Origin of the sequence: Nostoc sp. CmiVER01, from assembly GCF_034531135.2 — a bacterium.
GTDB lineage: Bacteria > Cyanobacteriota > Cyanobacteriia > Cyanobacteriales > Nostocaceae > Nostoc.
Genome location: NZ_JAVRBU020000032.1, coordinates 38,099 through 63,522 on the forward strand (window position 1 = coordinate 38,099; position 25,424 = coordinate 63,522).

Here is a 25,424-nt window from a genome sequence, read left to right on the forward strand (position 1 = left end):
GAGAGGCAATTATGACTGCCCTGATTCTGAACCTCAGCCCCACCATTGAATTAACAGATGAACAGTTCTTCCAACTGTGTCAAAATAACCGAGATTTGCGACTTGAGCGCACGGCAGAGGGAGAATTGATTATCATGCCACCAACTGGATGGGGAACTGGAAATCGGAATAGTAAACTGACACAGCGCTTAGGTAATTGGGCTGACGCTGATGGCACAGGTTTGGCTTTTGATTCTTCAACTGGTTTCAAACTTCCCAATGGTGCAAATCGCTCTCCTGATGCATCTTGGGTGAGTCAGGAGCGATTAGAAGCCCTGAATCCAGACCCAGCAAGATTTCTACCACTCGCTCCAGATTTAGCGGTAGAATTACGCTCTGCTTCAGACAGCTTAAAAACTGTGCAACAAAAAATGCAGGAGTACATTGACAACGGTGTGCGTTTAGGATGGTTGATTGATCCGCAAAACCAAAAGGTGGAAATTTATCGTCTAGGACAGGAAGTTGAGGTTTTGCAATCGCCTACTAGCTTATCAGGAGAGGATGTATTGCCTGGGTTTGTGCTGGATTTGACGCAGATTTTGAGTTAAGCGATGTCTCCGACGGGCTACGCCTACGCTCAATTTCACTCATTTCACAATCTGGGCAATTTGCAACTCTAATTTGAGAAAAATTTACAGTCAAAAATACAAAATTAATATTGACTAAATATTAAAAACCCAGTTTGCAACAACCCGATAACAAAACCCAAAACACCACCTAAAGTTACAATCGCTTGTAATTCATTTTTTACAATTCCCTCAATTGCGGCTTCTAAATCAGCCGGTGAAGTTGATTTAACTCGGTCAACTATCACTTGATCTATCGATAAAATTGGAATTACTTGCGCCACAATTACTTCTAAATCTTTTTCCAAATACTTATCTAATATTAAAGCCAATTCTTGACTCATTACTTCTAAAGAAGTATTGACAACAGGTGAAGTACTCAGACGATTCAGCAAAACTACAGCAATATTTTCCCAATCAACAGAATCAGTTAATCCTTGTAAAAAATCACTGCCACTGTTTTGTAAGTAATGGCGGACACTTTCGCGGGTAGTCTTGCGGAGCTGCCTCACCGTCCCAATTGGCAAGTTTTGTAATGATAAATTTTGCAATAATTTCCGAATGCGATCGCGGATTTGCAAATCTTTAGTCAATTCTTGCAAGCGAGCATTAGCAGCCTCTTTTTCATCCAAACAAAAAGTTCGTAGCCGTGTGAGAGTATTACGTAAGCCAAACAAATTTGCTACTACCCAATAAGTCCCACTGGTTTTTTCGCGGAAGCCTTCATCAATAATTTGAATTGTGCGATCGGTCAAAAAATCAACTATCGTCTGTCGCAGCACATCTGGCGGTAAAACTGCTTGCAACAACCAATCAGCAAGCCGCGTAGCTTGTTCTTCACTCAATTGAAATTCCAGCAATATCTGGTCAAAAATTTGATTGATCTGCGCTTCCAAAAAGTCTTCGCGCCGCGCTAAAACCTTGAGTAAGCGTGGCAAAGATTCCCCTATTAAATCCCGCAAAATCCCCGCCACAATTTTGGCACTTTTCTCGTTTTTATCTGTTTTAATTTGTTCAATTGCCAGCCGCAACAACCAGAGAATTGCTCCTTGTACGCGTTCTGTTTGCAACAAACGCCGCGCCAGATTTTGCAATTCTTGTGGTGTCAAAAGTGACCCCATGATTGTCTTAGAAATGTTCAGAGCCAGACGTTCCTGGTTGCGGGGAATCAATCCAGGGGTGAAGGGTACTCTTCGTCCAGCAATGTAAATTGCTCGGTAAGGACGGAACAACATTTTGATGGCTATGTCATTTGTGAAATAGCCGATAATTCCACCCAGTACCGGGGGAGACACATAAAGCCAAAGATGAGACCAGTCCACAGGATTTTGGATTTTGGATTTTGGATTTTGGATTCTAGATTAGAAATTAGGGATTGAGTATTGGTAATTGGTATTTGGTGGTTATTAATTGTTAGTTGCTTTTCCACTAACCACTAAGATTCTCCATTACCAATTATCTATTCCGCAGTCCCCAATCCAAAATTGCAAATCTAAAATCTAAAATTTGCTGACTACCAGCATTCCCATCATACCGTTCACAATGGGGTAGTGTGTGGCAACAGCAAAACCAACTTGACGCGCTAACTCTATTTGCTCTCTGCCGATGGGAAAGCGGTCTAAGCTAGGGCTGATGTAAGCATATTCTTCTTTTAAACCTAAATAACTGGCAACTGGCACTACAAAATTGTCCAGATACAACTGCTGAAAGGCACGTAGCTGAGGATTACTCGGTCGATGAAAGTCTAATATTGCGGCTTTAGCACCTGGCTTCAAAACCCGATATAACTCTTGGAGACTGCGGGAAATATCTTTAACATTTCTTAAACCATAGCCCATTGTTGCGGCATCAAATTGGTTATCCTCAAAGGGTAAATTTAGCACGTCGGCTTCTATCCAGGCGATCGCAGGTTGGGGGTACTGCCAATATGAGCGTTCTTTAGCTTTTTCTAGCAGGTTGGGTGAAAAATCCACTCCGTAAACCTTCCCTGTTGCCCCTACACGCCGTGCCAGACGTAAAGCTAAATCACCACTACCGCAACACAAATCTAATGCTGTATCACCCGATTTAGCTGCACTCCATTTCACTGCCATTTCCTTCCATATTCGATGCTGCCCTAGACTTAACCAATCGTTTAACTGGTCATAAACCGGAGCAATACGGTTAAAAATGGACTGAATTTCGTTAGTCATTGGGTATTAGGTATTGGGCATAGGGCATTGGGCATTAGGCATTAGGCATTGGTTTTTCACTAATGACAAATGACTAATGACAAATGACTAATGACAACTAGTAAGAGCGATCGCTATCAGTTGGGCTGATAAATTAATTAGCATTAATTCATCTTCGCGTAAAGTGCAGGGTTGTTTCCACTGTAGGGATAATACGCCCAAAAGTTGATTACGGTAGCTAATTGGAATAACTAAATGTGCTTGCACACCCGTACTTTTGTAGTGAATAGCATCAACTAATTTAGTGTCTTTAGGTATATTTAAGGAAACTTGCATTTCCCCGGTGGCGATCGCTTCCTTTGTTAGTGGGTCAACAGATAGCCAATTTTCTATTGTACCTGTATCGCTGTAAGTTCCTTGAGTCGCAATCAGAGTATTTCCATCTGTCAGTTGGAGAATACACCCATCTGTTCCAAAAGTATCACTCACGGCCCTAGCAATTGGAGCGAGAGTTTCTTCTAAGCTAGAAACTGCTTGAGTTACCTGTACCAAAACACTCAGCAAGGCTATTTGAGCATGAGAACGGCGTAATTCTTCAGTACGTTGCTTGAGCAAGTCGTAGGTTTCTGCTGCTCTTTGCACCACTGCCTTCAGTTCGCCTGGGTCCCAAGGCTTGGTGATATATTTGTAGACTTGCCCCGCATTAATCGCTTCTACCAAGTCTTCAATATCAGTAAATCCGGTGAGAATTATCCTAACCGTATCGGGAAACTGAGGCACAGTCTTGCTGAGAAACTCAGTTCCTTTCATTTCTGGCATCCGTTGATCGGAGATAATCACCGCTACCTCCCCTTCTGCTGCCAAAACTTCTAGGGCGTTCACCCCACTATCAGCTTTTAAAACATTAAAGTCGCGTCGAAAGGTACGATAAAGCAGATCGAGATTATCTGGCTCATCGTCAACTACTAGGATTTTTAGCTTTTTTGATTGTTGGAGAGTCATCACTTGAGATTGGAGTTTATCAATTTCGAGAGTGGGCTTATCCATAAGATATTTCCTTTAAATATTCACTATCTTGTTATATTCCATACCAAGCTTAGTTGAGAATAGCTAAAAGTTATCAAGGGTTTTTACGGAGTTATTTTGCATGTTTAAATACGATAGCTGTGATGTCACAGAGGAGATTTGCCTGCCCAAATATCTCTAGCAAGAAAAAATTGCACAAGAAGAATTAACTAGATAAGTTTCTACAGATAAACTCAAAGCAGTAGTTATACGCAAAACTTGCACCAATCCCAACAACTGCCTCAGAATTCATTCTGAGGCTATTATTGCATTCTTCTAAAGATGGCTCAAAAAGGATTAGAGTCCACGCTTAGTAGACTTGCGCTAAAAGCCTGTGAAATAAATTTCTTGGCAAGCAAGTGGGCAGGTGCAAGATATAACTATGGGTAGTTCATAGATTAAAATAAGACTTGCTCATGAGGTATTAATTAACCTCTCAAGTTGAAGCTCGCACTCCGATTATGACTGATCTACCACCCAACGCTCAGAATCCCGAAGAAAATGCTACCAACGATGTAGCACAAGAATTACTGCGAAGGCTGAGGCAAAAACAAGGTAACTGGGTGGAATGGGGAGCCGCGATCGCCTCGTTGCTAAAAACCGGTTACAACCCCCAAGACATTTTTGAGGCGACTGGATTTGAGCCGATTCAACAAAATCAGGTGGTTGTTGGTTCTCAAGTTTACAATTCTTTGGAAAAGTTTGGAGTATCGGAAGAAACGCGATCGCACTATGCCACACGCGGTAGTGATGTTTTATATGAACTGCGTTTGCTCACCCAAGAAGAACGCGCCGCCGCCGCCGAACTAATTTTCGTCCACAATGTTGATGCCGATGAGGCACGAGAAATAGCAAAAGCACTTAAAGAGTTCTCTTATTACCGCACTTTGCCAGAAGGGTTTTCTGCCCATCCTGGGGATGCTGTTGCTCATCAAGTTTGGAAACTGGCACGCCAAAATGCAGATTTACAACAGCGATCGCGCCTAATTGCCAAAGGTTTACGCTTTGCTCACACGCCAGCAGCAAGGCAAAAAATCGAACAACTACTGACTGATTTTACTACCGTTCCCCAACGTCCAGCGCCAATTTTACCCTTCTACCGCCTGGAAGTTGAAGAACAATTACCCCGAATCTTGCCTGTGGTAGGTGAGTTGCCATTATCACGGCAAGACTTGCAAGCTGTGCCCATAATGACAGAAATTGAACCATTTCGGATGGTCAAATTTGCTGGAGAGCAAGCTTGGGTGCCGTTACCAGGTTGGCAAGTGTTGTTGGGGGCAGAAGATCCAGTAGTGATTTTAGCGAATAGCGATCGCTTCCCCATCCAAACCCAAAGCCAAATCGGGCCGGTGGTAGTTGTGGTAGATCGTGCCAAACGAGAATGGGATGCCTCCAGCTACTTTGTTGTTGAAAATGGTGGTGAATTAGATTTTCAGTGGTTTGAAACTGAGCCAGAAATTCCCTTATTAGGACAAATTATTATCATTGTGCGTCCTAAGAAAATTCTGGATGAAGAATTAACTAAGGATTCCTGGCAGATTGACGAATAAATTCAATTTTAGACAGGACTAACTGCGTGATGTGATCTATATAATACCGTCTAAATAGCACATAGCAGTCGGGGTATTAGTTCATTTTTCGATTTGACCAATGCTGCCAGTTGCTTTAACTCTTTAAGCAGAGCAAGGCACTGGCTCCTTAATACTTTGTCTAAACTCTTGATTTTTCTCTATAAAACTTAGAAAATTTAAATAAATTTTCAAATAATTTCAAATAGAAGTTACTGGAGCAAGAATCTCAACAAATGTATCATTTTGAGCAAAATGCTTAAGAAATTAAGTATTTTCTTGGTTATTTTATCTTTTACGGTATCTTCTTTTATTAACACAATTATTTAGCAAAAAACAGAATTTATTAGTGAGGGATTCAGAACTTTCACTAATTGGAAATTTAATGGGAAGAAAACAAACCCATAGATTTCTGTTGATATAAATAACGCAAGGATTGTCCAACATCGCTATCAGTCGTTTGTAGCTGAATAAGGAGTTTTCCAAAAATGTCTCTAACTAAACGTTGTTTGGCTGAATTTATTGGTACATTGTGGCTTGTCTTAGGTGGTTGTGGTAGTGCTGTTCTAGCCGCAGCCTACACAGCAGATGCGGCAAAAATTAGCGAAAATACTTCTTTTCCACTAGGTATTGGATTAGTCGGTGTATCTTTGGCATTCGGGCTTACCGTCCTTACAGGGGTTTATGCTTTTGGTCATATTTCTGGTGGCCATTTCAATCCAGCTGTTTCCTTTGGACTGTGGGCAGGTAAACGCTTTCCTGGGTCTGACTTACTACCTTACATCGTCTCTCAAGTAATCGGTGCAGTTGTTGGTGCGGGCATTATCTACCTGATTGCGAGTGGCAAAACTGGATTTACCTTAACTGGCTCTAACCCATTGGCCACTAATGGCTACGGGACTCATTCTCCAGGTAGTTACACACTGTTTGCTTGCTTGATTACTGAAGTTGTGATGACTTTCATGTTTCTATTGATTATTTTGGGTGTAACTGATAGGCGTGCTCCTAAAGGATTTGCACCACTGGCAATTGGTTTTGGACTCACTTTAATTCACCTGATTAGTATTCCTGTAACCAATACCTCGGTTAATCCTGCCCGTAGTACTGGAGTTGCTCTTTTTGCAGGTGTAGAACTTTTTTCTCAAGTTTGGCTGTTCTGGATAGCTCCGATTTTGGGAGCTATTTTAGCAGGATGGTTGTATGTCGCCGTCTTTAGTGAATCAACTGTAAGCGAACGGCAAAACATCGAAGAGCTAGTCTAAAAGTCATTTTCAACTGTACGAGTTGGCGCAATATTTGTGGTTTTACAGCAGCTGATCAAAACCGACAATAGTTGGTGCTTGTTCCAATAATCAATCTTTAGGTGAAGCTGCGTAAGCACAGCCTGCCATAGGCATCGCTTGAGATTTCATTTTTAGACTTCTTAACAATTCCTTGACTGAAGAAATCACGCTTGGTTAATTTTTTCAATCAAGGGATTGGCAAAATGTTTAATTGCTCGCTCAGAAATTGCTTATCAATGCCAGGGTATTCTTGTGGCTTTCGCACTGAACTTAGTCCGGCGCGATCGCTAGCTAATTACTCTTCCTTACAACCAATAAGAACCAACATAAAATCAGTATTTATCAAGTTTCAAGCTAACTCTGTAAGCATGAATTGCTCTATAGTCATTGTCAAACTGTTGTGACAACAACTTCATTAATGTATTTCTTACTGCCACAACAACAGGATTCTCTAATTGAGCAACTTTTCCTATTAGTAAAGATTGTTCAACAATCTTTTTGGTGCGAACCAGCCGCAGCGATTCGTATTGGCGCAAAGCTTCTGCGGGGTCTGAATGTTCTAGTAAACACTGGGTAACGACCAGCGCATCTTCAATTGCCATACACGCCCCTTGTCCCATCGTTGGTAGAGTAGGGTGTGCGGCATCACCAAGTAACGTGATGTTTGAAAAGCTCCATTTGGGAATCGGTACACGATCATAGAGATCAGTCTTCAGAATACTTGTTTCATCAGTTGCAGCAATGAGTTCAGGAATGGGGGTAGGCCAATCTTGAAAAATTTCCTGAAGTTCTTGCTTACGACCAACAGGTGCGTCGGATTGTCCTTCGGCGGCTTTGGATGCTACATACCAATACATTCGCCCTTTACCAATCGTCACAAATCCGAAAGCTTTGCCGGAACCCAAAAATTCACAGATGTATCCACGTTTATAAGTGTCAGGTATGTAATTCGTCAGCCCTCGGTATGATGTCATCCCACGATAAATCGGTTTTGCTTCACCAAATAGTTGCGATCGCACCTTTGATTTGAGTCCATCGGCTCCAATCAATACATCGCCTTCCTCTGCTAAACCGCCAGTAAAATAGGCACGAACTTTGTTTTCAACTGGCTCAAAACGCTCAAACGCTTGACCCAAAACAAAATGCTCACTCGACAGCTTCCGCCAGAGCAGTGAGAGCAAATCAGCACGATGGATGGCTACGGCTGGCACTTCAAAATGATTGATGCAGAGGTTCATTAATTCTTTGCCCATCTGGGAGAAGAACTGATAATTAGTAATTGCATCGCTTTGGCGTAACACATCGTCCAATACGCCTAATTCCTTTAGGACATGGGTAGCATTCGCCCAAAGCGCTACTCCTGCCCCAACTTCGCGTAATGTTGCCGTGCGCTCGTAAACAATGGGTTTAAATCCAGCTCGATAAAGAGCAAGCGCAGTTGCAGTGCCACCGATGCCACCGCCAACCAAAATAATTTTCTTTGCTGTTAGTATTTTCATATAGCTATTAGCTAATTGGTTTGCAATTAAATATTTGTCACCACAGATAAACAGTAATAATTTTTCATATCTGCGGTTTTGGAATTAAATTTAAAATATAAAATTTTATAATGTCAGACACTAATTTTACTGCTGCTTTGCCTCCAGAATCACTCCACCCAGAATTGTCTGAGCGATCGCCCGTGTCATCCCTACGAGCAGAAGCTATAGCACGCATCCGCAACGGTTTACGTCCTGGACAGCAACAAATGGCTGACTGGCAATCTGGCCCTTTGGCTATTTCTGCTGTTCCTGGTGCAGGCAAATCTACTGGGATGGCGGCGGCGGCAGCGATCGCGATCGCCCGTCAATATGAACGTTCATCCTCTCGCCGTCAATTAGTAGTTGTCACCTTTACTCGCTCTGCTGCTGCCAATATTAAAGCGAAGATTCGCAAATTCTTACGAGATGATTTATCTCTCCCTCAAACTGGATTTTTTGTTTACACCCTACACGGTCTAGCGTTAAACATTGCCAGTCGCCATTCTGATTTATCGGGTTTGCAGTTAGAAAATGTCACATTAATTACACCGACTCAAAGTCACCGTTTTATCAGAACAGCTGTAGAGCAATGGATTGCAAATAATCCCGGAATATATTTGCGGTTATTGGAAGGTCATCAATTTGACGGAGAAGAAACAGAAAGATTGCGTCGCCAATCGGTGCTGCGAACAGAAGTATTGCCAGAATTGGCTAATACGGTAATTCATGAAGCAAAAAGTTCTGGAATATCGCCAGAAAAGTTACGGGAGTGGAGTAAACAAACTACAGACGAATATGCAATTTTGAGCATAGCGGCGGGATTGTATGAGCAATATCAAAACTTAATGCGATCGCGTGATTTCATTGACTACGACGATATGATTTTAGCCGCACTGCGCGTTTTAGAAAACGATAGCGCCCGTAGGATTGAGCAAAACCAAATATTCGCCGTCTTTGAAGACGAAGCCCAAGATTCTAGCCCATTACAGACGCAGTTGTTAGAAATTTTGGCAAGTGATGGGGGAAATGAGGAAGGGGGCAGGGAGAGAATAATAACTCCTCAATCATCAGTCATCAGTCATCAGTCAGCACTCAACTTAGTCCGTGTTGGCGACCCCAACCAAGCGATTAACTCTACTTTTACCCCAGCCGATCCGATTTATTTTCGGCAATTTTGCGAAGAGTGCGATCGCATTCAACGATTGGCAACGATGGATCAAGCTGGTCGCAGTACTAGAATTATCATTGAAGCTGCTAACTTTGCCCTTAAATGGATTAATAATCAGTCCTTAGCAACAACGAATAACGGACAAAAGATTCCTGACAACCGACAAGTACCATTTCGCTTGCAAACAATTCGCCCTGTTGAAACAAACGATCCACAAAAGAACGCCAACCCAGCACCAGTAGGACGAGGATTAGAACTTTATACCCCGCGTGATATTCATCACACCGTTGAATTGTTATCTCAAAGAGTGATTGAGTTATTTGGCGAAGACCCAACACAAAATAGTGCAGCGATTTTAGTGCGAGAAAATCGTCAAGGACGATGGTTAGGAGAAGCTCTAGCATCTGTGTGCAAAGAGCATAATATTACACTTTACGATGTGGGAGAACGCGATCGCCGTTCCCATGTTCCCCAAGAGATTTTAGCATTGCTGCAATTTTGCGATCGCCCCCACTCCCCCGATTACCTCAAAGCCGCACTAGAAGCATTAGTGCAGCGTCAATTAATACCTACTCAAGACCTCAACGCCCTTGCTAGCCTCCCAGAAGAATTTTTGTATCCTGGCCCTCTAGCAGCACCACAGCCAGAAACAGTCCAAAAAGCTGCTCGTTTGTGTCGCAGTTTACTTCGCGCCCGCTTGGAATTGCCACTGTACCAGCTAATTTCCTTTCTCGCCTTGACCTTAAATTACGACCAGGCAGAATTGGCAACTGCTGACAAACTTGCTGAACGGGTAAACCAGCAGATAGCAGGCAATAGTTCGATGGGGGGAATGCTGTCAGCTTTAAGTGAAATCGTTAGTTCCGAACGGTTTGAACCAGTAGAAACCGAAGATTCGGAAGAACGTTACACCCGTCGCGGTCAACTGACCATTATTACTATGCACAAAGCCAAAGGGCTAGATTGGGACTATGTGTTTCTTCCCTTCCTGCACGAAAACTTGATTCCTGGTAGATTTTGGGTTCCTCCCCAAAGCCAGTTCTTAGGGGATTTTACCTTATCAGAAGTAGCCCGCGCCCAAATTCGTGCTGCTCTCCACGGAGAATCTACTATACCAGATGTTACACAAGCATGGGAACAAGCAAAGCACTTGAAAATATCTGAGGAGTACCGTTTACTATATGTTGCGATGACACGAGCAAAACGTCTGGTGTGGATGTCAGCAGCCCAGAAAGCCCCATTTACTTGGAGTAAACCGGACAATTTACAAGAACAAGCGCCTTGTCCGGTTTTTCCAGCATTAAAGCGCCAATTTCCTGAATGTGTGATGAATTTAGGAGTAATGGCCAAACAAGCGTGAGCAAAACTCTTAAGAAATTAATTGGAATGTACAGTTAGTAGCGATCCATACTGCGTAGTTTGATAGGACTTACGCAAAAATTGCTAAAAAGCTTAATTTATCGAACCGCCAAGACGCCAAGAGCGCCGAGAATTCGTAGAGTGTGCGTAAGTCCTATTTGACTAAAAAATAAAAATGTGTAGGTTGGGTTGAGGAACGTAGACCCAAAGGGGCTTCGCGCAGGGTAACCCAACATTTCCAGGGCTTTGTTGGGTTTCACTAAAGTTCAACTCAACCTATAAATCTTCAAAACCTACGCAGTATTGAGTAGCGATCGCATTGTGAATATTTGTAGGAAATAAGCTACCTATAGTGGAAGTTGCCGTTTGAAAATTGGTGTTATAAATTGGTGCTGAGATTTTAATTAGAAATTGATTTACCAATGAAAACCCAACAATTGACAACGACACAAGAAAATAGACCCAGCAAGACAAAAAAACAGTCTTTTCCTGGCATTAGTATTGGTACTCCTAAAGTACCATTCCGCCAATGCAAGAAAACTATACAACAGCATGAGTTACTTAGTGACTGGGAACATGCGAGTTAATTTAGTTACATACTTTCTATTTAAATATTGAAGGTTGATGTACTACATCTTTACATCTGGCAATCCTTCCTCAAAGGTAATGGTTTCAATCCAAGGCACATTTTGCAAGCGATCGCTAACCTTGAATCCTTCACCACGGACACTCAAGTAAAACTGGGTGCGATCGCCTGTTAGCAGTTCCTGAATTGATCCCTGAGCGACCAATCTGCCGTTTTTAATGAATTACCACTGTATCGCTGACTCGTTGCACATCATCAAGAATATGCGTCGAATAAAAAATAGTACACCGTCCCCGAAAGCTTTCGAGAATTTGTAACATATCACGTCGCCCCAATGGATCAAGGGCTGATGCTGGTTCATCAAGAATAATCAATTTCGGATCGTTAATTACAGCTTGAGCAATACCAAGACGTTGACGTTCACCTCCAGATAATCCCCTAACAGGGCGATCGGCTTTGCCATCCAAGCCTACAAGGTAAATTATTTCCTTAATTCGATTTTTGATCGCAGCTTTGCTACCTTTGAAAAAGAATGAAGCGACGAAACGCAATGTTTCACGCGCACTCAAGTATCCATAGAAAGATGGATCTTGAGCAAGGAACCCAATTTGCTCCCGAATAGCAACACTGTCCTTAACAATGTTTTGACCCAAAATAGTGCCGTCCCCGCTTGAAGGCTTGACCAGTCCAAGCAGCAGCTTAATTGTAGTACTTTTGCCCGCCCCATTAGGGCCGAGAAAGCCGCAGATAGAGCCAGATGGTACGGCTAAATTTAATCTATCAACAACAGACTTTTGACCATAGGTCTTCGTTAGGTTTTTTGTTGAAATAATCAGATCGTTTTGTGTCACAAAGTCTATAGGTGTGATTACAGAGCTATTTCGTTCTAGAAATAAACCGCCCAGAACTAAAGTTCCGCAGCGCATAGCCCAAGTCCATGCTTAATGGACTAAAAGCCTTTCTTAGTCGTCTTTAGACAACTTTTGCTATTAGCCTCAGAATTTATTCTGAGGCAGGCTAAATGAGAATGAAATAACCCTGAGTGTAAGTAGAAATAGAACAGAGGTGAACATTATCAAAAATATTCTAAAATGTCTAACACAATATAAAGTACTACTGCCACTTGTGTTCTGAACGAAAAGACTTGTGTTCTGAACGAAACTACTTGTGTTCTGAACGAAAGCACTTGTGTTCTGAACGAAAGCACTCGTGTTCTGAACGAAAGCACTTGTGTTCTGAACGAAAGCACTTGTGTTCTGAACGAAAGCACTTGTGTTCTGAACGAAAGCACTTGTGTTCTGAACGAAAGCACTTGTGTTCTGAACGAAACTACTTGTGTTCTGAACAAAAGCACTTGTGTTCTGAACGAAACTACTTGTGTTCTGAACAAAAGCACTTGTGTATAGACCGTAGCCTCTTCGGGAGGGGAGCATTTGCTTTACTCAAAGGCGGGTGGGGTTCCTTATTTTTGATTTATGCAAGAGACTCCATGAGTTGCACTCACAAGGAGCAATGAAAATTTATGTCCCTAATCCCTACTCCCCACTCCCTATTTTCAAGGTATGTCTGTTGTAAATTAGAAGTGCAATGGATTCTTTCTATCTATTGCCATGAGCCAACAATCTGAGTATTTCCCTTCATGTAGCTCATGGGCAGGTAATAGCTTTACTTTGACAAAACCAGATTTTTCATAGCAACGGATAGCGCGAGGATTGTTAACATGAGGATCTATGACAATTTTATGAGCTTGTCGCTGTTCAAAAAGATAACTGATAAATGCTGACAAGATTTTTGTACCAATTCCCTTGTTCCAATAGTCGGTTTCCCCTATAAACAAGTCAATTCCGTAGACATAATCAGTTTGATCGAGATGATACAATTGTCTATCGGTTTGGGATAAGTCGTTGAGCGCACAATACTGCAAATAACCAATGGGGATATTTCGATAGTAGAACAGACACGGAACAACCGGGTCATCTCCTCTAATCATCGGTTTGTACGTTTCTATAGTTCTTTCTAAATCAAAAGGATTATCTCTTCCTTCATAAAATTCTAAAACTTGTACATCAGTTAACCATTTTGCCATCAACTCATAATCATATATTTTATCTTCCATTAGACGAATAGCAATTTCGTCTTGTTCAATTAACATTTTCTGCATATAGGAATCGTATTTGATTTTTGAAATTATCTCCGTGGGCGGGGAGTGGGGAGTAGGGAGTAGGGAATAGGGAATTAGGCTTTTTAATTTGTACCAAGCTTTTTCAGAAATCAAACATTAGTCCTATAGATAAATTTTTCTAGCCAATAATATTTAAATAATTATACTTTGTTTAAAATATCTATTATTTTGCTGCAAAAATTATAAAAAAGCAAAAGGGAATCCCATGCCCGCTTCGTAAACATGGAATTCCCTTTAAATTTTGCCTTACCTCTAACAAAAGCTCCCTATGCCAAGCTTAAATTCACTTAATTGCCACCAGAGACAACAGATTTATTATGTATAGCAGTGTCTTCTGCCTTTCTCTGCCATTTACCATCGCTGCCTGGTTCGTATTCATTCTTTACACTATTCCAAGCAATTTCACGCGCACTCTCTTCATTTGAACCATTACTTTGAGCAGCACTATATGCAGTTAGGAAAATCTGCTGTGCGTGTTCGGGTAACTGTTCTCTAATTTCACCGGGCAATTCATTTATTGTTTGATCAGCCATAAACTTTCTCCGATTATATCAAGTTAAGTTCATGTTAAAAAACTTGCAAGTGAATTTCCTGTTTCTGAAATTAGAGGAGTAAATGATCATACTTTTGGCTGAGTTAAGCGATTTTTAAATCAGCGATGCAATAATATTGATACTCATCGCTAAAATTGTGGTATTGAAAAAGAAAGATAATATGCCATGTAGCAGAGTCAAGCGTCTCATATCGCGTGATGTCGTCTGCACATCTGAAACTTGGCTAGTCATGCCAACTACAAATGAATAATACAAAAACTCCCAATAGTCTGGATAGTCGTTATTAGGAAAATCTAAACCTTTGGTGATTTCTTCTCTATTATTACGACTAATAAATTTGTAATAACTATGTGCATATTGCACTGCAAACATCGTATGCACTAGTAACCAGGAACCGACAATAGTCATAATTGAAAGTATGACATGTAGGGTCAGCAGAGTTGTTGACAATCCTTTTTTCTCAGTTAATAAAAACCCGATCGCTAAAACACTAGCACAAGCCGCAGCTATCACCAGCATGAATATAGCTAAATGTCCTTCATATTCATTCTCAGCATAACGGCGAATTTTTTCTGGGGTAGCTTTGATCATCTTCCACCAGGTTACAGCTAAGAAAAAGTCAGCACCAAAGTTCCAAGCGCAGAGAATGCGAGTAGGTAAGTGCAGCCAAGACGGAAGAATTATTGAAACTAATCCAGCGAGTCCGATAGCAATGATCAGTCTGGGACGGGGGTCAAAGTTTTTAAATAAATAAAGTTTCACAAATATTGCGATCGCAGATGTTATCCAGTTATATATTACGAATTACGAATTATTTCAACTTGGCTCTAATCGTTTCTATTTATTGGCGATTAACACCCAAATTGCTCTGACCTAAGCGTGAAGCGGAACGCACTTGAATCACATTAGCATTACGCTCTAGATAGAATTCTACATCATCGACAAATCCCAGTAAAGCGCTTTTAAATTCTGCATATAAATAATCTTGGTTTTCGGTAATGATTTTAGTTCTTGGTAAGGACTTAATAATTTGTTTAAGATTACTAATCGCTTCTTCTGGACTAGATGTAAAAGTCAGTGGTGCAATTTTGTGGGTTGCATCTGTACTCTGACTAGAAACACAGTTAGGAGAATTAGGGCAAGGTGCTAATTTACCGTTGCTAATACCTAAATTATTTGGTCGTTTGCCAGCAAAAACCATAATTATGTCTCCGGGTAAGTGAATAAGTATACTCTCGCACATTTGGCTGAATCACTGTAATACCTTGGCTAATTGCATCTTCTGACAAATGACAGATTCACTAAAACATAGGTGATGCGTTCGCTCTATGATCCGTAAGTATCATCTAAGCGAAAACAGATTATGACGCAAACAATTTCAATTAACGACTCTCGGCGCTTGCAACTCACACCGTTAGAAATTCCATCCCGTTTGCTGTTGGGGCCTGGGCCCTCCAATGCCCATCCCGCAGTTCTCCAAGCAATGAATACTTCACCAGTTGGGCATCTTGACCCGGCTTTTCTCGCACTCATGGATGAAATTCAGTCGTTGCTACGCTACGTATGGCAAACAGAAAACCCACTCACCATTGCAGTCAGTGGTACGGGAACAGCCGCAATGGAAGCAACCATCGCCAATGCTGTAGAACCTGGTGATGTGGTTTTGATTGGTGTAGCTGGTTATTTTGGTAATCGCCTCGTAGATATGGCTGGACGTTATGGCGCGGATGTGCGAACCATTACCAAACCTTGGGGACAAGTTTTCAACCTCGATGAACTCCAAACTGCCTTAAAAACTCATCGTCCAACTATTTTAGCTCTAGTTCATGCCGAAACCTCCACCGGCGCACGTCAACCACTGGAAGGTGTCGCTGATTTGTGTCGTGAATTTGGCACTTTGTTGTTAGTTGATTCAGTCACAAGCTTGGGTGGTGTCCCCTTGTTTTTGGATAATTGGGGAGTTGACTTAGCTTATAGTTGTAGTCAAAAAGGATTGGGTTGCCCGCCTGGTGCTTCGCCTTTTACAATGAGTCCGCGTGCCGTTGAGAAATTGCAACAGCGCCAAACAAAGGTTGCAAACTGGTATTTGGATATGTTGTTACTGGGTAAGTATTGGGGCGCTGAACGCACCTATCACCATACAGCACCGATTAATTTATATTATGCATTGCGGGAAGCATTACGTTTGCTTGCAGAAGAGGGATTAGCAAACTCCTGGCAGCGTCATCAGAAAAACGTAGAATATCTTTGGGAAGGGTTGGAGAGCTTAGGACTGAGTATGCACGTTGAGCAACAGTATAGACTGCCAACGCTGACTACTGTCTGCATTCCAACAGGGGTAGATGGGAAAGCGATCGCTCGGCAGTTACTCAATGAGCATAATATTGAAATTGGCGGTGGTCTTGGCGAACTAGCTGGTAAAGTTTGGCGCGTCGGATTGATGGGCTTTAATAGTCGAAAGGAAAGTGTTGACCAACTTTTAGCAGCACTACGGCAAGTTTTACCTAAGTAGTTTGTGGGTTTGAGTGGTGCGTTAACAGTAGCTTAACGCACCTGATATAAAAGGCGTAGCCCACCGTAGGCATCGCGTTAAGATTCCTTTGAGAATTAAGCAAACTCACTGCGATAAAAAACCGACAAACAGTAGAGGCAAAAATATTAGTAGGGACACAATTAATACGAGGGTTGCTGGCTCAATTTTAATCTGGTTCTTCTGTGGATCGCGCATTTGGCACTCCCTCGAACAATAAGTATATTAACTTAGCCTAAAGGATGTTTATTCCTTTTTCCAAGCCTAATCAGGTTTAAAAATGTAAATTTTTTAAGTAAGTTAAATTTACATTTTTTGATTTTAATAACTGTTAATCTCTTAGTTCATCCCTCTATCTGCTTATTTCTTCCAGGGTAGTTTAGTCCCCATTTCAGTCAATGCAGAAAAGATGAGATAGAGAACGAGTAACCCAGCCGCCGCCAAAAAAGTTAGTAAATCGTTATCCATAAGTGCTATTTGCTAAAACTTCGCTAATCTAATATTTAGCATTTTTCTACAACCCTACAATCTTTGGTCTTTTGGGTGCAAACTATACCAGCCATACCAATGACGAACTGCTAGCCAAACGGCACAAAGCAAACCCGCGAGGCTGAGGGTTAGTCCACTAAACGGTATTAATAAGCCAAAGATGGGTAATACTGCTCCGGCAATAGTGCAGATAATAGCAGCAAGGGAAGCCCTGCGACTTGCCCCCAATCCCCATGTCAGAAACAGTAAGATAATAGAAATTAAAGTCCACGCTAACTGAGCATTCATGATGCGAGCTAGATAGGTCAACATCAATAGACAAGCAAAGAAAATACTAGCAGCGATCGCAATATTTTTAAAACTCATTGGCAGTGATAAATATAACAACAATATCCACCACAAAAATATTGCTGGTGCTAGCAATAAAAGACGTGGAATTACGCCAGTGTGACGAATAGGTTCGGTGTTGGTAAACACTCCAAATGGATTTTTGACTGAAACATTATCATCAAACTTCCAAGTAAATTGCGTACTGCGTCCGTCAGCTTTAATTTCATTAGGTACAATACCACTGGCAAAATCAGCCGGAGCAAAGTTAGCAATTGCTGTGAGGCGGAAGTTAGAAAGCAACTGTCCCGTTGCACTATAAACCCAACGCGGCCCTCCTTGAGCCTGATAGGTGACTCGAAAGGTAGTTTCTTCCCCTGGTTCTAAGCGGAAGGGAAAACTATAATTACCTGCGTTGGTTGGTTGTAGCCTAGTACTATCACGCTCAACTTTATAGCTAGCAAGCAGTGTATAACCGTTAGGTGGTGGTGCTTCAAAGAAAAAATTATTAATATCCTTGAGTTGGTTAACTACTTTATAATCGGCAGTATAATTTGCCTGATAAACCGAGCTACGACCTGGAACATCTACGCTTTGGTCGAGCTTGACTTGAATTTGCGAACCACTCAGCATCAAGAAGCGAGTAATCTCTCGTGTCTGGTTGACCTTAACAATCTTGCCATTGATTTGAGTGTTATAAGAGTATGGCTCTTGAATAGAGTAGCGCACTTGCGGCGCAAATTGTTCGAGCCTTTCACCTGCAACAGTTTGAGCGACTTGAGCCGCTTTTGCTTGTTCCCAGTAGTGGTAGCGATTGCTTAAAGTCGAACAGAGAAAAAATCCCGGTACTAACAGAACTAATACTAGAGTTAAATGCTGTAATCCTCGCAGCAGTTGAGAATAACCAACAGCCCATTCGCCGATGAATATAAGTTGTTCCGGCTGGCTTCGACGGAGAGAAAAACTGATCAGTGCGATCGCAATTCCTAAAGCTACGACCAAAAATACTAATAAAAGTGAAGCTTTGAGCGCCTGGGTTCCAAATTGGACAAGCTCAATTGGATGCGTCAAATCAGGTAATCCGGGAATACCTTGTGCAGAAGATGACATTGGTTGATTTTTGCAGAATTTGGAGAACCAGACCGATAAAATCTCTTAAAAGTTTCAAGAAAAAAGTTTTATTTGATACGCAAACAGTTTAAACAAATGCTGCACTGGCTCTAACCTGACTTACAAAAAACTTTCTCAAATCCTTATTGCTCTGTGTCGCGCCAGTCGCTACAACGGGGGGAACCCCCGCAACGCGCTGGCTTCTCTGTGCCTCTGTGGTAGGCTGCAACAAGCCGCTGACGCTCCTTCTCTGCGAGACGCTACGCGAACGTCGCTAATGCGTCTACGTTTTTCCGGTATCCATCTGTAATTAGTATTGCAGGACTTACGCAAAAATTGCCGAAAAGCTTAATTTATCGAACCGCCAAGACGCCAAGAACGCCTTCTCTGCGAGAGGCTTCCGCCAACGCGCAGCGTCTCGTAGAGAAGAATTCGTAGAGTGTGCGTAAGTTTTATATTGGTATAAATTTCAAAAGCCCAGTCTTCATGACCAGGCTTTTAAAACAATGGGGCTATATTCCCCGAAGGTTAATTATAAAGTTTCAGTATAAAATTGATGCTCTAATAAGTGATACTACTTTCCTGTTCTCGATTCCGGAAAATTCGCTAAAAATTTTTGAGTAGCCTTTTTGTCCCAAAATCCAGTAAGCCACTGGCAACTTCAGCGTGTAGGATTTAAAAATATTGATTTTCCGGCTTTTGCTGATGAATAATGAATTTGGTAGCTGGCAAGAATGGCTGACAGTATTCACCTATCTAGGTTTTACGGTCTTTATTATCTGGCGCGTGTTTTCTACCCAGAAGAATTAAAAAAGCTGCATATAATTTCACAGACGCGATTAATCGCGTCTTTTCAAATCCCTTTAAATCCCATACCTTGCTCTATTTGAGTTGCAATTTTACGAGAAATCTGAAAGCGAACAGCAACTTGACTAAGGAATATCCCCACTAAAATCAAGCTACCACCGATATATTGAGCGAAAGTAGGAACTTCACCCAATACCAAATAAGCTGTCAAAATTCCCACAATTGGAGTAAAAGAGCCAGCTAAGGAAGCCGTTGACACGGTAGAAGCTCTCAAGCCCTTGAGCCAAAATGACTGACCTAAAACCACAATCACAGCAGCATAAACAAGCATCCACTGCCACAAAAAAGGTGAAAATGCATCCATAAAGTGGTGGCTACCATAGAGAACTAAAGCAGCAAAGAAAAATATTACAGTTCCTAGAGCAGTACGAAAGATACTAAAGATTCCCACTGGGATATCAGAAAGCCATTCTTTAACAATAATCGTTGAAACTACTGAAGCTACAGCTGCGATCGCTGCCAATAATTCCCCAATACCTAATTTGAAAGCACCCATGTTGATCATAGTCGTCTGTGAGGGTTGCAGGAGAATAGTTAGGGTAACACCAACAAATGCAGCGATCGCTCCTACAACTTCCCAACGATTTACCCGTTCCCTCAGTAACCAGACTGATAAAGCCATACCCAGAGGTGGTTCCAAGCGTCCAATCAAAATAATATTGTTAACCCCTGTTAATGCTAATGCCTGAAAAATTAAGCCAGGGACAAGCGCTCCTGATAAAATAGCTACTGCTATCAGCGCCAACCAATCTGTCTTTGACAATTGCTGCAAAGCCTTTTTGTTCCACTGTCGCCTATAAATAGGTAACATAACTATCAAGGCACATAGATTTCCTACGAATAAAACATTACATAGAGAAATCGGATTTCGACCATCTATCAAATGTTGAGCGCCAATTTGTGTCAGCTTGCGGGTAACTGCACTCGAAGCTCCAAAAATTAAAATTGCTAGCCAGAGATAGGTTTGACCGGGAATTTTATAAATCAAAGAATACCATTTTCTCGGTCTGCTCATAATAATACTGCTGTAAAAAATACTTTTTTTTACTATACTCCGCTACCTTGGGTAAATTAAGTTGAGATAAATCTGAGAAAACACTTAAAGCAGGCTGAGATTGAAAATTTCACAGTTTCCTGAGAATATGCTGAGTCTCAACTAAATTTTTCTAAGGGATAAATTCAGACAATTACTAGACTGGTTTCATTTGAGCTTTAGTAGCAGATGGGATGCTTTATTCATCGGGAAACTTCAACACAAGGAAAAACAAATGAAAATTGCTTCTTCTCTGCTTACAGGTGTTGCTCTTGTTGGTATGTTAACAGTCTGGGATGTTCCACTTAAAATTGTCAGTCCTTCACTGGTGCAAGCATCAGCCGCAGAAAAGAAAGATGTTACAGGTTTAACTACTCAACAAAAGATTGATTTAGTCATCAAGCATAAGGGTCAGTTTGGTGGTGGTGATGAACTACGTCGTTTCTTTTTTGGCGATCTTGAACCACTAGGTATTCAACCCGGTGGCGCAGGTATGGTGGTTAATCTTTACAATAAAGCCAATAATGTGACCTTTTCTTACTGTTCTACCTTTGATGTAGTAGTTGCGGTCAAAAAAGGTAAAGTAACAAAATTTGAGGCTGATGAGGTCAAGTAATTATTAGTTGTAATTAAGTAGACATAAATAATTGAAGAAGAATTCAGGAGCGTCTTTGGCTTTGCTCCTGAATCCTGAATTCTGTTTGATAACTAATTTGTAACTTTTGATCAAAGGTCAGATATGGAATTTAGAGATGCTATCTTGTTGTTACATCCAGCGATCGCTGTACTCGTAGTATTTCCTTTAATTGGCGTCATTATCAACCGCGCTTTACAAGTCCGTCAACGCCGATTGCAGACTTTAGCCATAGGTAAGAGCAAAATTCCCGCTACTGTAGGACAAGAGCATACGCAGTTGGGTCGCTGGCTAACTGGAGCAGTTGTAAGTATTGTTTTAATAGCGTTTGCCTACGATATTTTTGGTAATATTTTAGATAAGCAACTTTGGATTAAAGCACCATTCCAGGTAGTATTTATCGGGTTATTGTTTGTGGCTGCGATCGCTTCTCTATATTTACTTTATCAGGCAAAGCAAAAAAACTGGCGTGCCATATTTGCAACCCTCACAGGAATAGGATTAGTAGTGCTTGGATGTCAAGATGGTATCTACCGCAAAACTGACCAATGGTACACTTCTCACTATTATTATGGGCTAACCTCTGCTCTACTAATGATTATTTCACTCTCCATTTTGCCAGAAATTTATAAAGATAAGACCAATCGCTGGCGTAAGGTTCACATTACTATTAGTTCCCTTGCTCTATTACTATTTATCGGACAGGGGATAACAGGAACGCGAGCATTGTTAGAAGTTCCTCTCACTTGGCAAGAACGCTATATAAATATGCTTTATGAGCAAAAATGTGATACAAAACCTTGTATAGTCCAGCCACAATCTTTACCTAAAAACTAATAATGAACAACAATATTATCAATACTCTAGACAAAAATAAAAGTGAAGCAACCCACAAATATTTGGATAAATCTTGATCCTTTTTCATTGCAATTACGCCTTACCATTGGTATTGCTACATTTTCAACTTTAATATTAGGTAGTTTTGCTGCATGGACTAGTTGGAAAATGCAGCAAATTTTGATTGATAGTCGTAAGCATAATATAGAAGAAATCACTGAGCGTTTGCCGCGTGATGTGCAACTTTACAGTGAAATGATGCAACCTGAAACTGGATTGCAAAAAGCTATTAATAACTTAGCGAATACCAACTTATTTTTATGGTTAAAAAATCCTGATAATAAAATTTTGATAAAATCTGCTACTTTGGATTTATTATCTAAATCTACGGTTACTGAGTTAATGTCCCTTAGTAATATGCAGATTAAACCACAAATTTACAAAGTTAATCAAAGGTACTTTGTTATTAGTAGTAGTCTTTTGCAAGTGCAGGGTAAGTATCTGGGTAAGCTATTTGTAGTACATGACATTACTCGTGAGCAGACAATGTTTATGGCAATGCTACAAAGTTTGAATATTAGCTGTATTTTGGCAATTATTGTAATAATAACTATAAGTGCATTTTATATTAAGCGTTCTCTACAACCACTGCGCCAGCTAAGTCAGATGACTTCTGTCATTTCTATAGAAGATTTAGGAAAAGCACAATTATATGTTGACAATGCACCTACTGAAGTCAAAGAATTAGCTCAAACTTTAAGCATGTTGTTATCGCGCCTCTCGCAATCTTGGGAGCAAGAACGAGAATTTGTGAGTAATGTTTCTCACGAATTACGTACACCATTGACGATTGTACATGGTTACTTACAAAGCGTCTTGCGGCGGCAGAATAACTTAACCGAAATTCAACAAGAAGCTTTAGAAACTGCTGCCTCAGAAGCCGAACGAACTATTCGCTTGCTACAAGATTTACTTGATTTAGCAAGAGCAGATAGTGGTTATTTGAATTTTCAGATGAAATCTTATGTGTTGAATGACTTAGTTGAAGAGGTCGTAGTGATGGCGCAAAAATATAGCGATCGCTTAATTACAATCGAGTCAACAACTTATCCTATTGGCGTGAGAGTAGATTACAGCCGTTTTAAACAAATATTGCTCAATTTAATTAATAATGCTATTAGTTATTCTGAAGCTAATACACCTATAAATTTAAAATTAAATCAGGTTCATAACAAAGCAATTATTCAAGTTTGTGACCAAGGTTATGGTATTCCTTTACAACACCAAACACGTATTTTTGAGCGATTTTACCGCGTAGATGAATCCCGTTCTCATGCTACTGGCGGTTGTGGTTTGGGTTTATCCATTGTTAAGACTCTTGTAGAGGGTATGGGTGGTAATGTATCTGTGCAATCAAAATTAGGAGAAGGGAGTGTGTTTACCATCACTCTACTTACATAGCTAGTCAAAGTCAATTTAAAGTAGCACTTTCATTGTCACCCTATCCGCTTTAATATTACAAATATGGCAGCAAATATCCTCTTAGTTGAAGATGAAGTTAAACTGGCGCGATTTGTTGAATTAGAACTAAGTAGTGAAGGTTACAATATAAACGTGGCACATGATGGCATCGCTGGTTTAACATTAGCACGGGAGTTATCGCCAGATTTAGTTATTCTTGATTGGATGCTTCCAGGACTGTCAGGCTTGGAAATCTGTCGTCGGTTGCGGGCAACTGGTATTTCCGTACCAGTAATTTTACTGACAGCAAAAGATGAAGTTAACGATCGCGTCGCAGGTTTGGATGCAGGAGCTGATGATTATGTAGTCAAACCATTTAGTATAGAAGAACTTCTAGCTAGAATCCGCGCTCATCTACGGCGTACTCAAGAAACAGATCAGGATATTTTTCAGTTTGAAGACTTGAGTTTAAATCACCGGACTCGCCAAGTTTTCCGGGGTAAACGGGCAATTGAGTTAACGGCTAAAGAGTTCGACTTATTAGAATATATACTCTCGCATCCCCGTCAGGTATTTACTAAAGACCAAATTTTACAAAAAGTTTGGGGTTACGACTTTATGGGTAATTCCAATATTATTGAAGTATACATCCGCTACTTGCGCCTAAAACTAGAAGAAAATAATGAAAAACGCTTGATTCATACCGTGCGTGGAGTAGGGTACGTACTGCGAGAATAGTTAGCCCCGCGATCGGGGAAGTCAAGAGTCAAAAATCAAAAGTCATAAGTTAAAATATTTTATTTTTATTCATATCCTTGGGTTAATATAATTTCCTCTCGAAGGAACGATATTAACCCAAGGATTTATTTGATAAAATCAATTTCCACACTAAAATACCAATTCTTAATACTGTACGTAATTGAGAAAGTTAGATTACATCTGGCTAGGTTTCCACCACTTGTATCTGTAGTCTTATTAGTCTTATTTTGGAGAATTGATATAAGATATGTGCAACAATTAGTCAGTCTTAAGGACGATAAAATTGCGAATAAAAACAAATTTCGAGCAATCTTGGATTGTACGCTGTTTTCTAGCAGTACTGCTTTTTGGTCAAGTGTGGCTACATTTCCTCCAAGGAAAAACATACTATCGCAAGATTATGCAACATCTAGTGACTGCTGGGCCAAGTTCTATCTCTCCAGTTCTCTTGGTTAGCGGTTTTGCAGGAATGATTTTTACTCTTCAGATGGCAAGAGAATTAATCCGATTTGGGGCTATCAATGCTGTGGGGGGTGCTTTTGCCTTAGCTTTTTGTAAAGAATTAGCTCCAATTTTGACTGCTAGTATTATGGCGGCACAAGTAGGTTCTGCTTTTGCAGCAGAAATCGGTGCAATGCAAGTCACAGAGCAAATTGATGCACTTTATATGCTCAAAACTGATCCAATTGATTATCTAGTAGTTCCTAGAGTAATTGCTTGTAGTTTAATGGTACCTTTAATAACGATTTTGGCTTTAGTTACAGGTATCTTTGGGGGAGCTTTAGCCGCATCATATTTTTATAAAATTATTCCCGAAACATTTTTAGAATCAGTTAGAGATTTTTTAGAACCGTCAGATTTGTTTATTATTTTGCTAAAAGGGTTTATTTTTGGTGTGCTAATTGCGATTATTGGCTGTAGTTGGGGATTAACTACTAAGGGGGGAGCAAAAGAAGTAGGAGAATCGGCAACAAAAGCAGTGGTTACTAGTTGGATATCAATTTTTGTGATGGATTTTTTCCTTTCTGTACTGCTGTTTGAACAGCCTGCATTTTGAAGTATTAAATCAGTGAATAGTCAACATTTATCAGTTATCACAGTCACAAGACGGGGATTTAATCGTAATTTATGGAGAATTTAGAAAAAGTAAATTTAGAATCTAAAAGACTGATTTTGCAACTGATTTCGTTGGAACATACAGAAGATGTATTTCGAGAATTTACAAGCGAAATTACTATCTTTAACCTGAGTTCGGGATAAGGAAAGGGACAGGTAGTAAGCTGAAAATAACGTCAAATCCAGCACCTGTCCTATGT

General features: G+C 40.7%; 24 protein-coding genes. 11 read left to right on the forward strand and 13 right to left on the reverse strand.

Translation table 11 applies throughout. The features are described 5' to 3' along the window. The first annotated feature begins 11 nt into the window (after nt 1-11). On the forward strand, nt 12-587 hold the full coding sequence (locus tag RMZ43_RS34185) for a Uma2 family endonuclease (protein WP_322653788.1): 576 nt from the start codon (nt 12-14) through the stop codon (nt 585-587). A 104-nt stretch (nt 588-691) separates the two neighbouring features. On the opposite strand, the gene RMZ43_RS34190 is transcribed toward RMZ43_RS34185, so the two are convergent. The 3 genes from RMZ43_RS34190 to RMZ43_RS34200 form a co-directional block, all read right to left on the reverse strand. Beyond that, entirely contained in the window at nt 692-1,927 is a 1,236-nt protein-coding gene (locus RMZ43_RS34190; protein WP_322648490.1) for a DUF445 domain-containing protein, read from the reverse strand. Nucleotides 1,928-2,104: 177 nt separating this feature from the next. Beyond that, nucleotides 2,105-2,797 (reverse strand): bifunctional demethylmenaquinone methyltransferase/2-methoxy-6-polyprenyl-1,4-benzoquinol methylase UbiE, encoded by a 693-nt coding sequence (gene ubiE, locus RMZ43_RS34195; protein WP_322653787.1) that lies wholly within the window; start codon nt 2,795-2,797, stop codon nt 2,105-2,107. Between the two features lie 87 nt (nt 2,798-2,884). Then, nucleotides 2,885-3,823: a response regulator gene (locus RMZ43_RS34200; RefSeq protein ID WP_322653786.1), complete on the reverse strand. Its 939-nt coding sequence runs from the start codon at nt 3,821-3,823 to the stop codon at nt 2,885-2,887. Between the two features lie 479 nt (nt 3,824-4,302). Here RMZ43_RS34200 and RMZ43_RS34205 point away from each other — a divergent pair, with 479 nt between their 5' ends. Beyond that, nucleotides 4,303-5,391 carry a RuBisCO accumulation factor 1 gene (locus tag RMZ43_RS34205; protein ID WP_322648493.1) on the forward strand — a complete coding sequence of 363 codons (1,089 nt, stop codon included), beginning with the start codon at nt 4,303-4,305 and terminating at the stop codon, nt 5,389-5,391. 506 nt (nt 5,392-5,897) lie between these two features. Further along, the gene (gene aqpZ / locus RMZ43_RS34210) at nt 5,898-6,671 is read left to right on the forward strand and encodes an aquaporin Z (RefSeq protein WP_322653785.1); all 774 of its coding nucleotides are present in this window, start codon (nt 5,898-5,900) and stop codon (nt 6,669-6,671) included. A gap of 353 nt (nt 6,672-7,024) precedes the next feature. Here the strand turns inward: aqpZ and RMZ43_RS34215 are convergent, their stop codons facing one another. Further along, nucleotides 7,025-8,191: an FAD-dependent monooxygenase gene (locus RMZ43_RS34215; RefSeq protein ID WP_322653784.1), complete on the reverse strand. Its 1,167-nt coding sequence runs from the start codon at nt 8,189-8,191 to the stop codon at nt 7,025-7,027. A gap of 110 nt (nt 8,192-8,301) precedes the next feature. Between RMZ43_RS34215 and RMZ43_RS34220 the strand changes: the two genes are divergently transcribed. Beyond that, nucleotides 8,302-10,740: an ATP-dependent helicase gene (locus tag RMZ43_RS34220; protein WP_322653783.1), complete on the forward strand. Its 2,439-nt coding sequence runs from the start codon at nt 8,302-8,304 to the stop codon at nt 10,738-10,740. 275 nt (nt 10,741-11,015) lie between these two features. On the opposite strand, the gene RMZ43_RS34225 is transcribed toward RMZ43_RS34220, so the two are convergent. After that, nucleotides 11,016-11,162: a hypothetical protein gene (locus RMZ43_RS34225; RefSeq protein ID WP_322653782.1), complete on the reverse strand. Its 147-nt coding sequence runs from the start codon at nt 11,160-11,162 to the stop codon at nt 11,016-11,018. On the opposite strand from RMZ43_RS34225, the gene RMZ43_RS34230 reads away from it, so the two are divergent. Then, a complete protein-coding gene (locus RMZ43_RS34230) occupies nt 11,162-11,326 on the forward strand; it encodes a hypothetical protein (protein WP_322653781.1) in 165 nt (54 codons plus the stop codon). The two genes, RMZ43_RS34225 and RMZ43_RS34230, sit on opposite strands and share 1 nt — an antisense overlap. Before the next feature lie 42 nt (nt 11,327-11,368). Here the strand turns inward: RMZ43_RS34230 and RMZ43_RS34235 are convergent, their stop codons facing one another. The 6 genes from RMZ43_RS34235 to RMZ43_RS34260 form a co-directional block, all read right to left on the reverse strand. Then, nucleotides 11,369-11,530, reverse strand: coding sequence for a hypothetical protein (locus RMZ43_RS34235; protein WP_322653780.1), 162 nt, complete (start codon nt 11,528-11,530; stop codon nt 11,369-11,371). A 10-nt stretch (nt 11,531-11,540) separates the two neighbouring features. After that, nucleotides 11,541-12,251 carry an ABC transporter ATP-binding protein gene (locus tag RMZ43_RS34240; protein WP_322653779.1) on the reverse strand — a complete coding sequence of 237 codons (711 nt, stop codon included), beginning with the start codon at nt 12,249-12,251 and terminating at the stop codon, nt 11,541-11,543. A 650-nt stretch (nt 12,252-12,901) separates the two neighbouring features. Then, complete coding sequence (locus RMZ43_RS34245; RefSeq protein ID WP_322648500.1) at nt 12,902-13,477, reverse strand: GNAT family N-acetyltransferase; 576 nt, start codon at nt 13,475-13,477, stop codon at nt 12,902-12,904. 317 nt (nt 13,478-13,794) lie between these two features. Continuing rightward, on the reverse strand, nt 13,795-14,040 hold the full coding sequence (locus RMZ43_RS34250; protein ID WP_322653778.1) for a ChaB family protein: 246 nt from the start codon (nt 14,038-14,040) through the stop codon (nt 13,795-13,797). A 114-nt stretch (nt 14,041-14,154) separates the two neighbouring features. Then, nucleotides 14,155-14,823, reverse strand: a complete 669-nt coding sequence (locus RMZ43_RS34255; RefSeq protein ID WP_322648501.1) for a DUF1345 domain-containing protein — start codon at nt 14,821-14,823, stop codon at nt 14,155-14,157. 79 nt (nt 14,824-14,902) lie between these two features. After that, nucleotides 14,903-15,262, reverse strand: a complete 360-nt coding sequence (locus RMZ43_RS34260; protein ID WP_322648502.1) for a DUF1499 domain-containing protein — start codon at nt 15,260-15,262, stop codon at nt 14,903-14,905. A gap of 162 nt (nt 15,263-15,424) precedes the next feature. Here RMZ43_RS34260 and RMZ43_RS34265 point away from each other — a divergent pair, with 162 nt between their 5' ends. Beyond that, complete coding sequence (locus RMZ43_RS34265; protein ID WP_322648503.1) at nt 15,425-16,573, forward strand: alanine--glyoxylate aminotransferase family protein; 1,149 nt, start codon at nt 15,425-15,427, stop codon at nt 16,571-16,573. Between the two features lie 540 nt (nt 16,574-17,113). Here RMZ43_RS34265 and RMZ43_RS34270 read toward each other — a convergent pair. Together RMZ43_RS34270 and RMZ43_RS34275 are read right to left on the reverse strand one after the other, a co-directional pair. Further along, nucleotides 17,114-18,517, reverse strand: coding sequence for a hypothetical protein (locus RMZ43_RS34270; protein WP_322653777.1), 1,404 nt, complete (start codon nt 18,515-18,517; stop codon nt 17,114-17,116). An 853-nt stretch (nt 18,518-19,370) separates the two neighbouring features. Next, complete coding sequence (locus RMZ43_RS34275) at nt 19,371-20,399, reverse strand: DMT family transporter (protein WP_322653776.1); 1,029 nt, start codon at nt 20,397-20,399, stop codon at nt 19,371-19,373. Between the two features lie 253 nt (nt 20,400-20,652). On the opposite strand from RMZ43_RS34275, the gene RMZ43_RS34280 reads away from it, so the two are divergent. From RMZ43_RS34280 to RMZ43_RS34300, 5 genes are all read left to right on the forward strand, one after another. After that, nucleotides 20,653-21,033: a hypothetical protein gene (locus RMZ43_RS34280; protein ID WP_322648506.1), complete on the forward strand. Its 381-nt coding sequence runs from the start codon at nt 20,653-20,655 to the stop codon at nt 21,031-21,033. A 123-nt stretch (nt 21,034-21,156) separates the two neighbouring features. Then, complete coding sequence (locus tag RMZ43_RS34285; protein WP_322653775.1) at nt 21,157-21,888, forward strand: DUF4079 domain-containing protein; 732 nt, start codon at nt 21,157-21,159, stop codon at nt 21,886-21,888. Nucleotides 21,889-21,930: 42 nt separating this feature from the next. Then, nucleotides 21,931-23,349 (forward strand): sensor histidine kinase, encoded by a 1,419-nt coding sequence (locus tag RMZ43_RS34290; RefSeq protein ID WP_322648508.1) that lies wholly within the window; start codon nt 21,931-21,933, stop codon nt 23,347-23,349. A 63-nt stretch (nt 23,350-23,412) separates the two neighbouring features. Further along, nucleotides 23,413-24,087: a response regulator transcription factor gene (locus tag RMZ43_RS34295; protein WP_322648509.1), complete on the forward strand. Its 675-nt coding sequence runs from the start codon at nt 23,413-23,415 to the stop codon at nt 24,085-24,087. A gap of 304 nt (nt 24,088-24,391) precedes the next feature. Then, a complete protein-coding gene (locus RMZ43_RS34300; protein ID WP_322648510.1) occupies nt 24,392-25,165 on the forward strand; it encodes an MlaE family ABC transporter permease in 774 nt (257 codons plus the stop codon). Nucleotides 25,166-25,424: the final 259 nt, after the last annotated feature.

Bases quoted from the DNA above. Each gene is read 5' to 3' on its own strand.
- RMZ43_RS34265 (WP_322648503.1), top strand. From the start codon at position 15,425: ATGACGCAAACAATTTCAATTAACGACTCTCGGCGCTTGCAACTCACA.
- RMZ43_RS34250 (WP_322653778.1), bottom strand. From the start codon at position 14,040: ATGGCTGATCAAACAATAAATGAATTGCCCGGTGAAATTAGAGAACAG.
- RMZ43_RS34200 (WP_322653786.1), bottom strand. From the start codon at position 3,823: ATGGATAAGCCCACTCTCGAAATTGATAAACTCCAATCTCAAGTGATG.
- RMZ43_RS34275 (WP_322653776.1), bottom strand. From the start codon at position 20,399: ATGAGCAGACCGAGAAAATGGTATTCTTTGATTTATAAAATTCCCGGT.
- RMZ43_RS34295 (WP_322648509.1), top strand. From the start codon at position 23,413: ATGGCAGCAAATATCCTCTTAGTTGAAGATGAAGTTAAACTGGCGCGA.
- RMZ43_RS34185 (WP_322653788.1), top strand. From the start codon at position 12: ATGACTGCCCTGATTCTGAACCTCAGCCCCACCATTGAATTAACAGAT.
- RMZ43_RS34260 (WP_322648502.1), bottom strand. From the start codon at position 15,262: ATGGTTTTTGCTGGCAAACGACCAAATAATTTAGGTATTAGCAACGGT.
- aqpZ (WP_322653785.1), top strand. From the start codon at position 5,898: ATGTCTCTAACTAAACGTTGTTTGGCTGAATTTATTGGTACATTGTGG.
- ubiE (WP_322653787.1), bottom strand. From the start codon at position 2,797: ATGACTAACGAAATTCAGTCCATTTTTAACCGTATTGCTCCGGTTTAT.
- RMZ43_RS34220 (WP_322653783.1), top strand. From the start codon at position 8,302: ATGTCAGACACTAATTTTACTGCTGCTTTGCCTCCAGAATCACTCCAC.
- RMZ43_RS34215 (WP_322653784.1), bottom strand. From the start codon at position 8,191: ATGAAAATACTAACAGCAAAGAAAATTATTTTGGTTGGCGGTGGCATC.
- RMZ43_RS34205 (WP_322648493.1), top strand. From the start codon at position 4,303: ATGACTGATCTACCACCCAACGCTCAGAATCCCGAAGAAAATGCTACC.
- RMZ43_RS34270 (WP_322653777.1), bottom strand. From the start codon at position 18,517: ATGTCATCTTCTGCACAAGGTATTCCCGGATTACCTGATTTGACGCAT.
- RMZ43_RS34240 (WP_322653779.1), bottom strand. From the start codon at position 12,251: ATGCGCTGCGGAACTTTAGTTCTGGGCGGTTTATTTCTAGAACGAAAT.
- RMZ43_RS34245 (WP_322648500.1), bottom strand. From the start codon at position 13,477: ATGTTAATTGAACAAGACGAAATTGCTATTCGTCTAATGGAAGATAAA.
- RMZ43_RS34280 (WP_322648506.1), top strand. From the start codon at position 20,653: ATGAAAATTGCTTCTTCTCTGCTTACAGGTGTTGCTCTTGTTGGTATG.
- RMZ43_RS34230 (WP_322653781.1), top strand. From the start codon at position 11,162: ATGAAAACCCAACAATTGACAACGACACAAGAAAATAGACCCAGCAAG.
- RMZ43_RS34285 (WP_322653775.1), top strand. From the start codon at position 21,157: ATGGAATTTAGAGATGCTATCTTGTTGTTACATCCAGCGATCGCTGTA.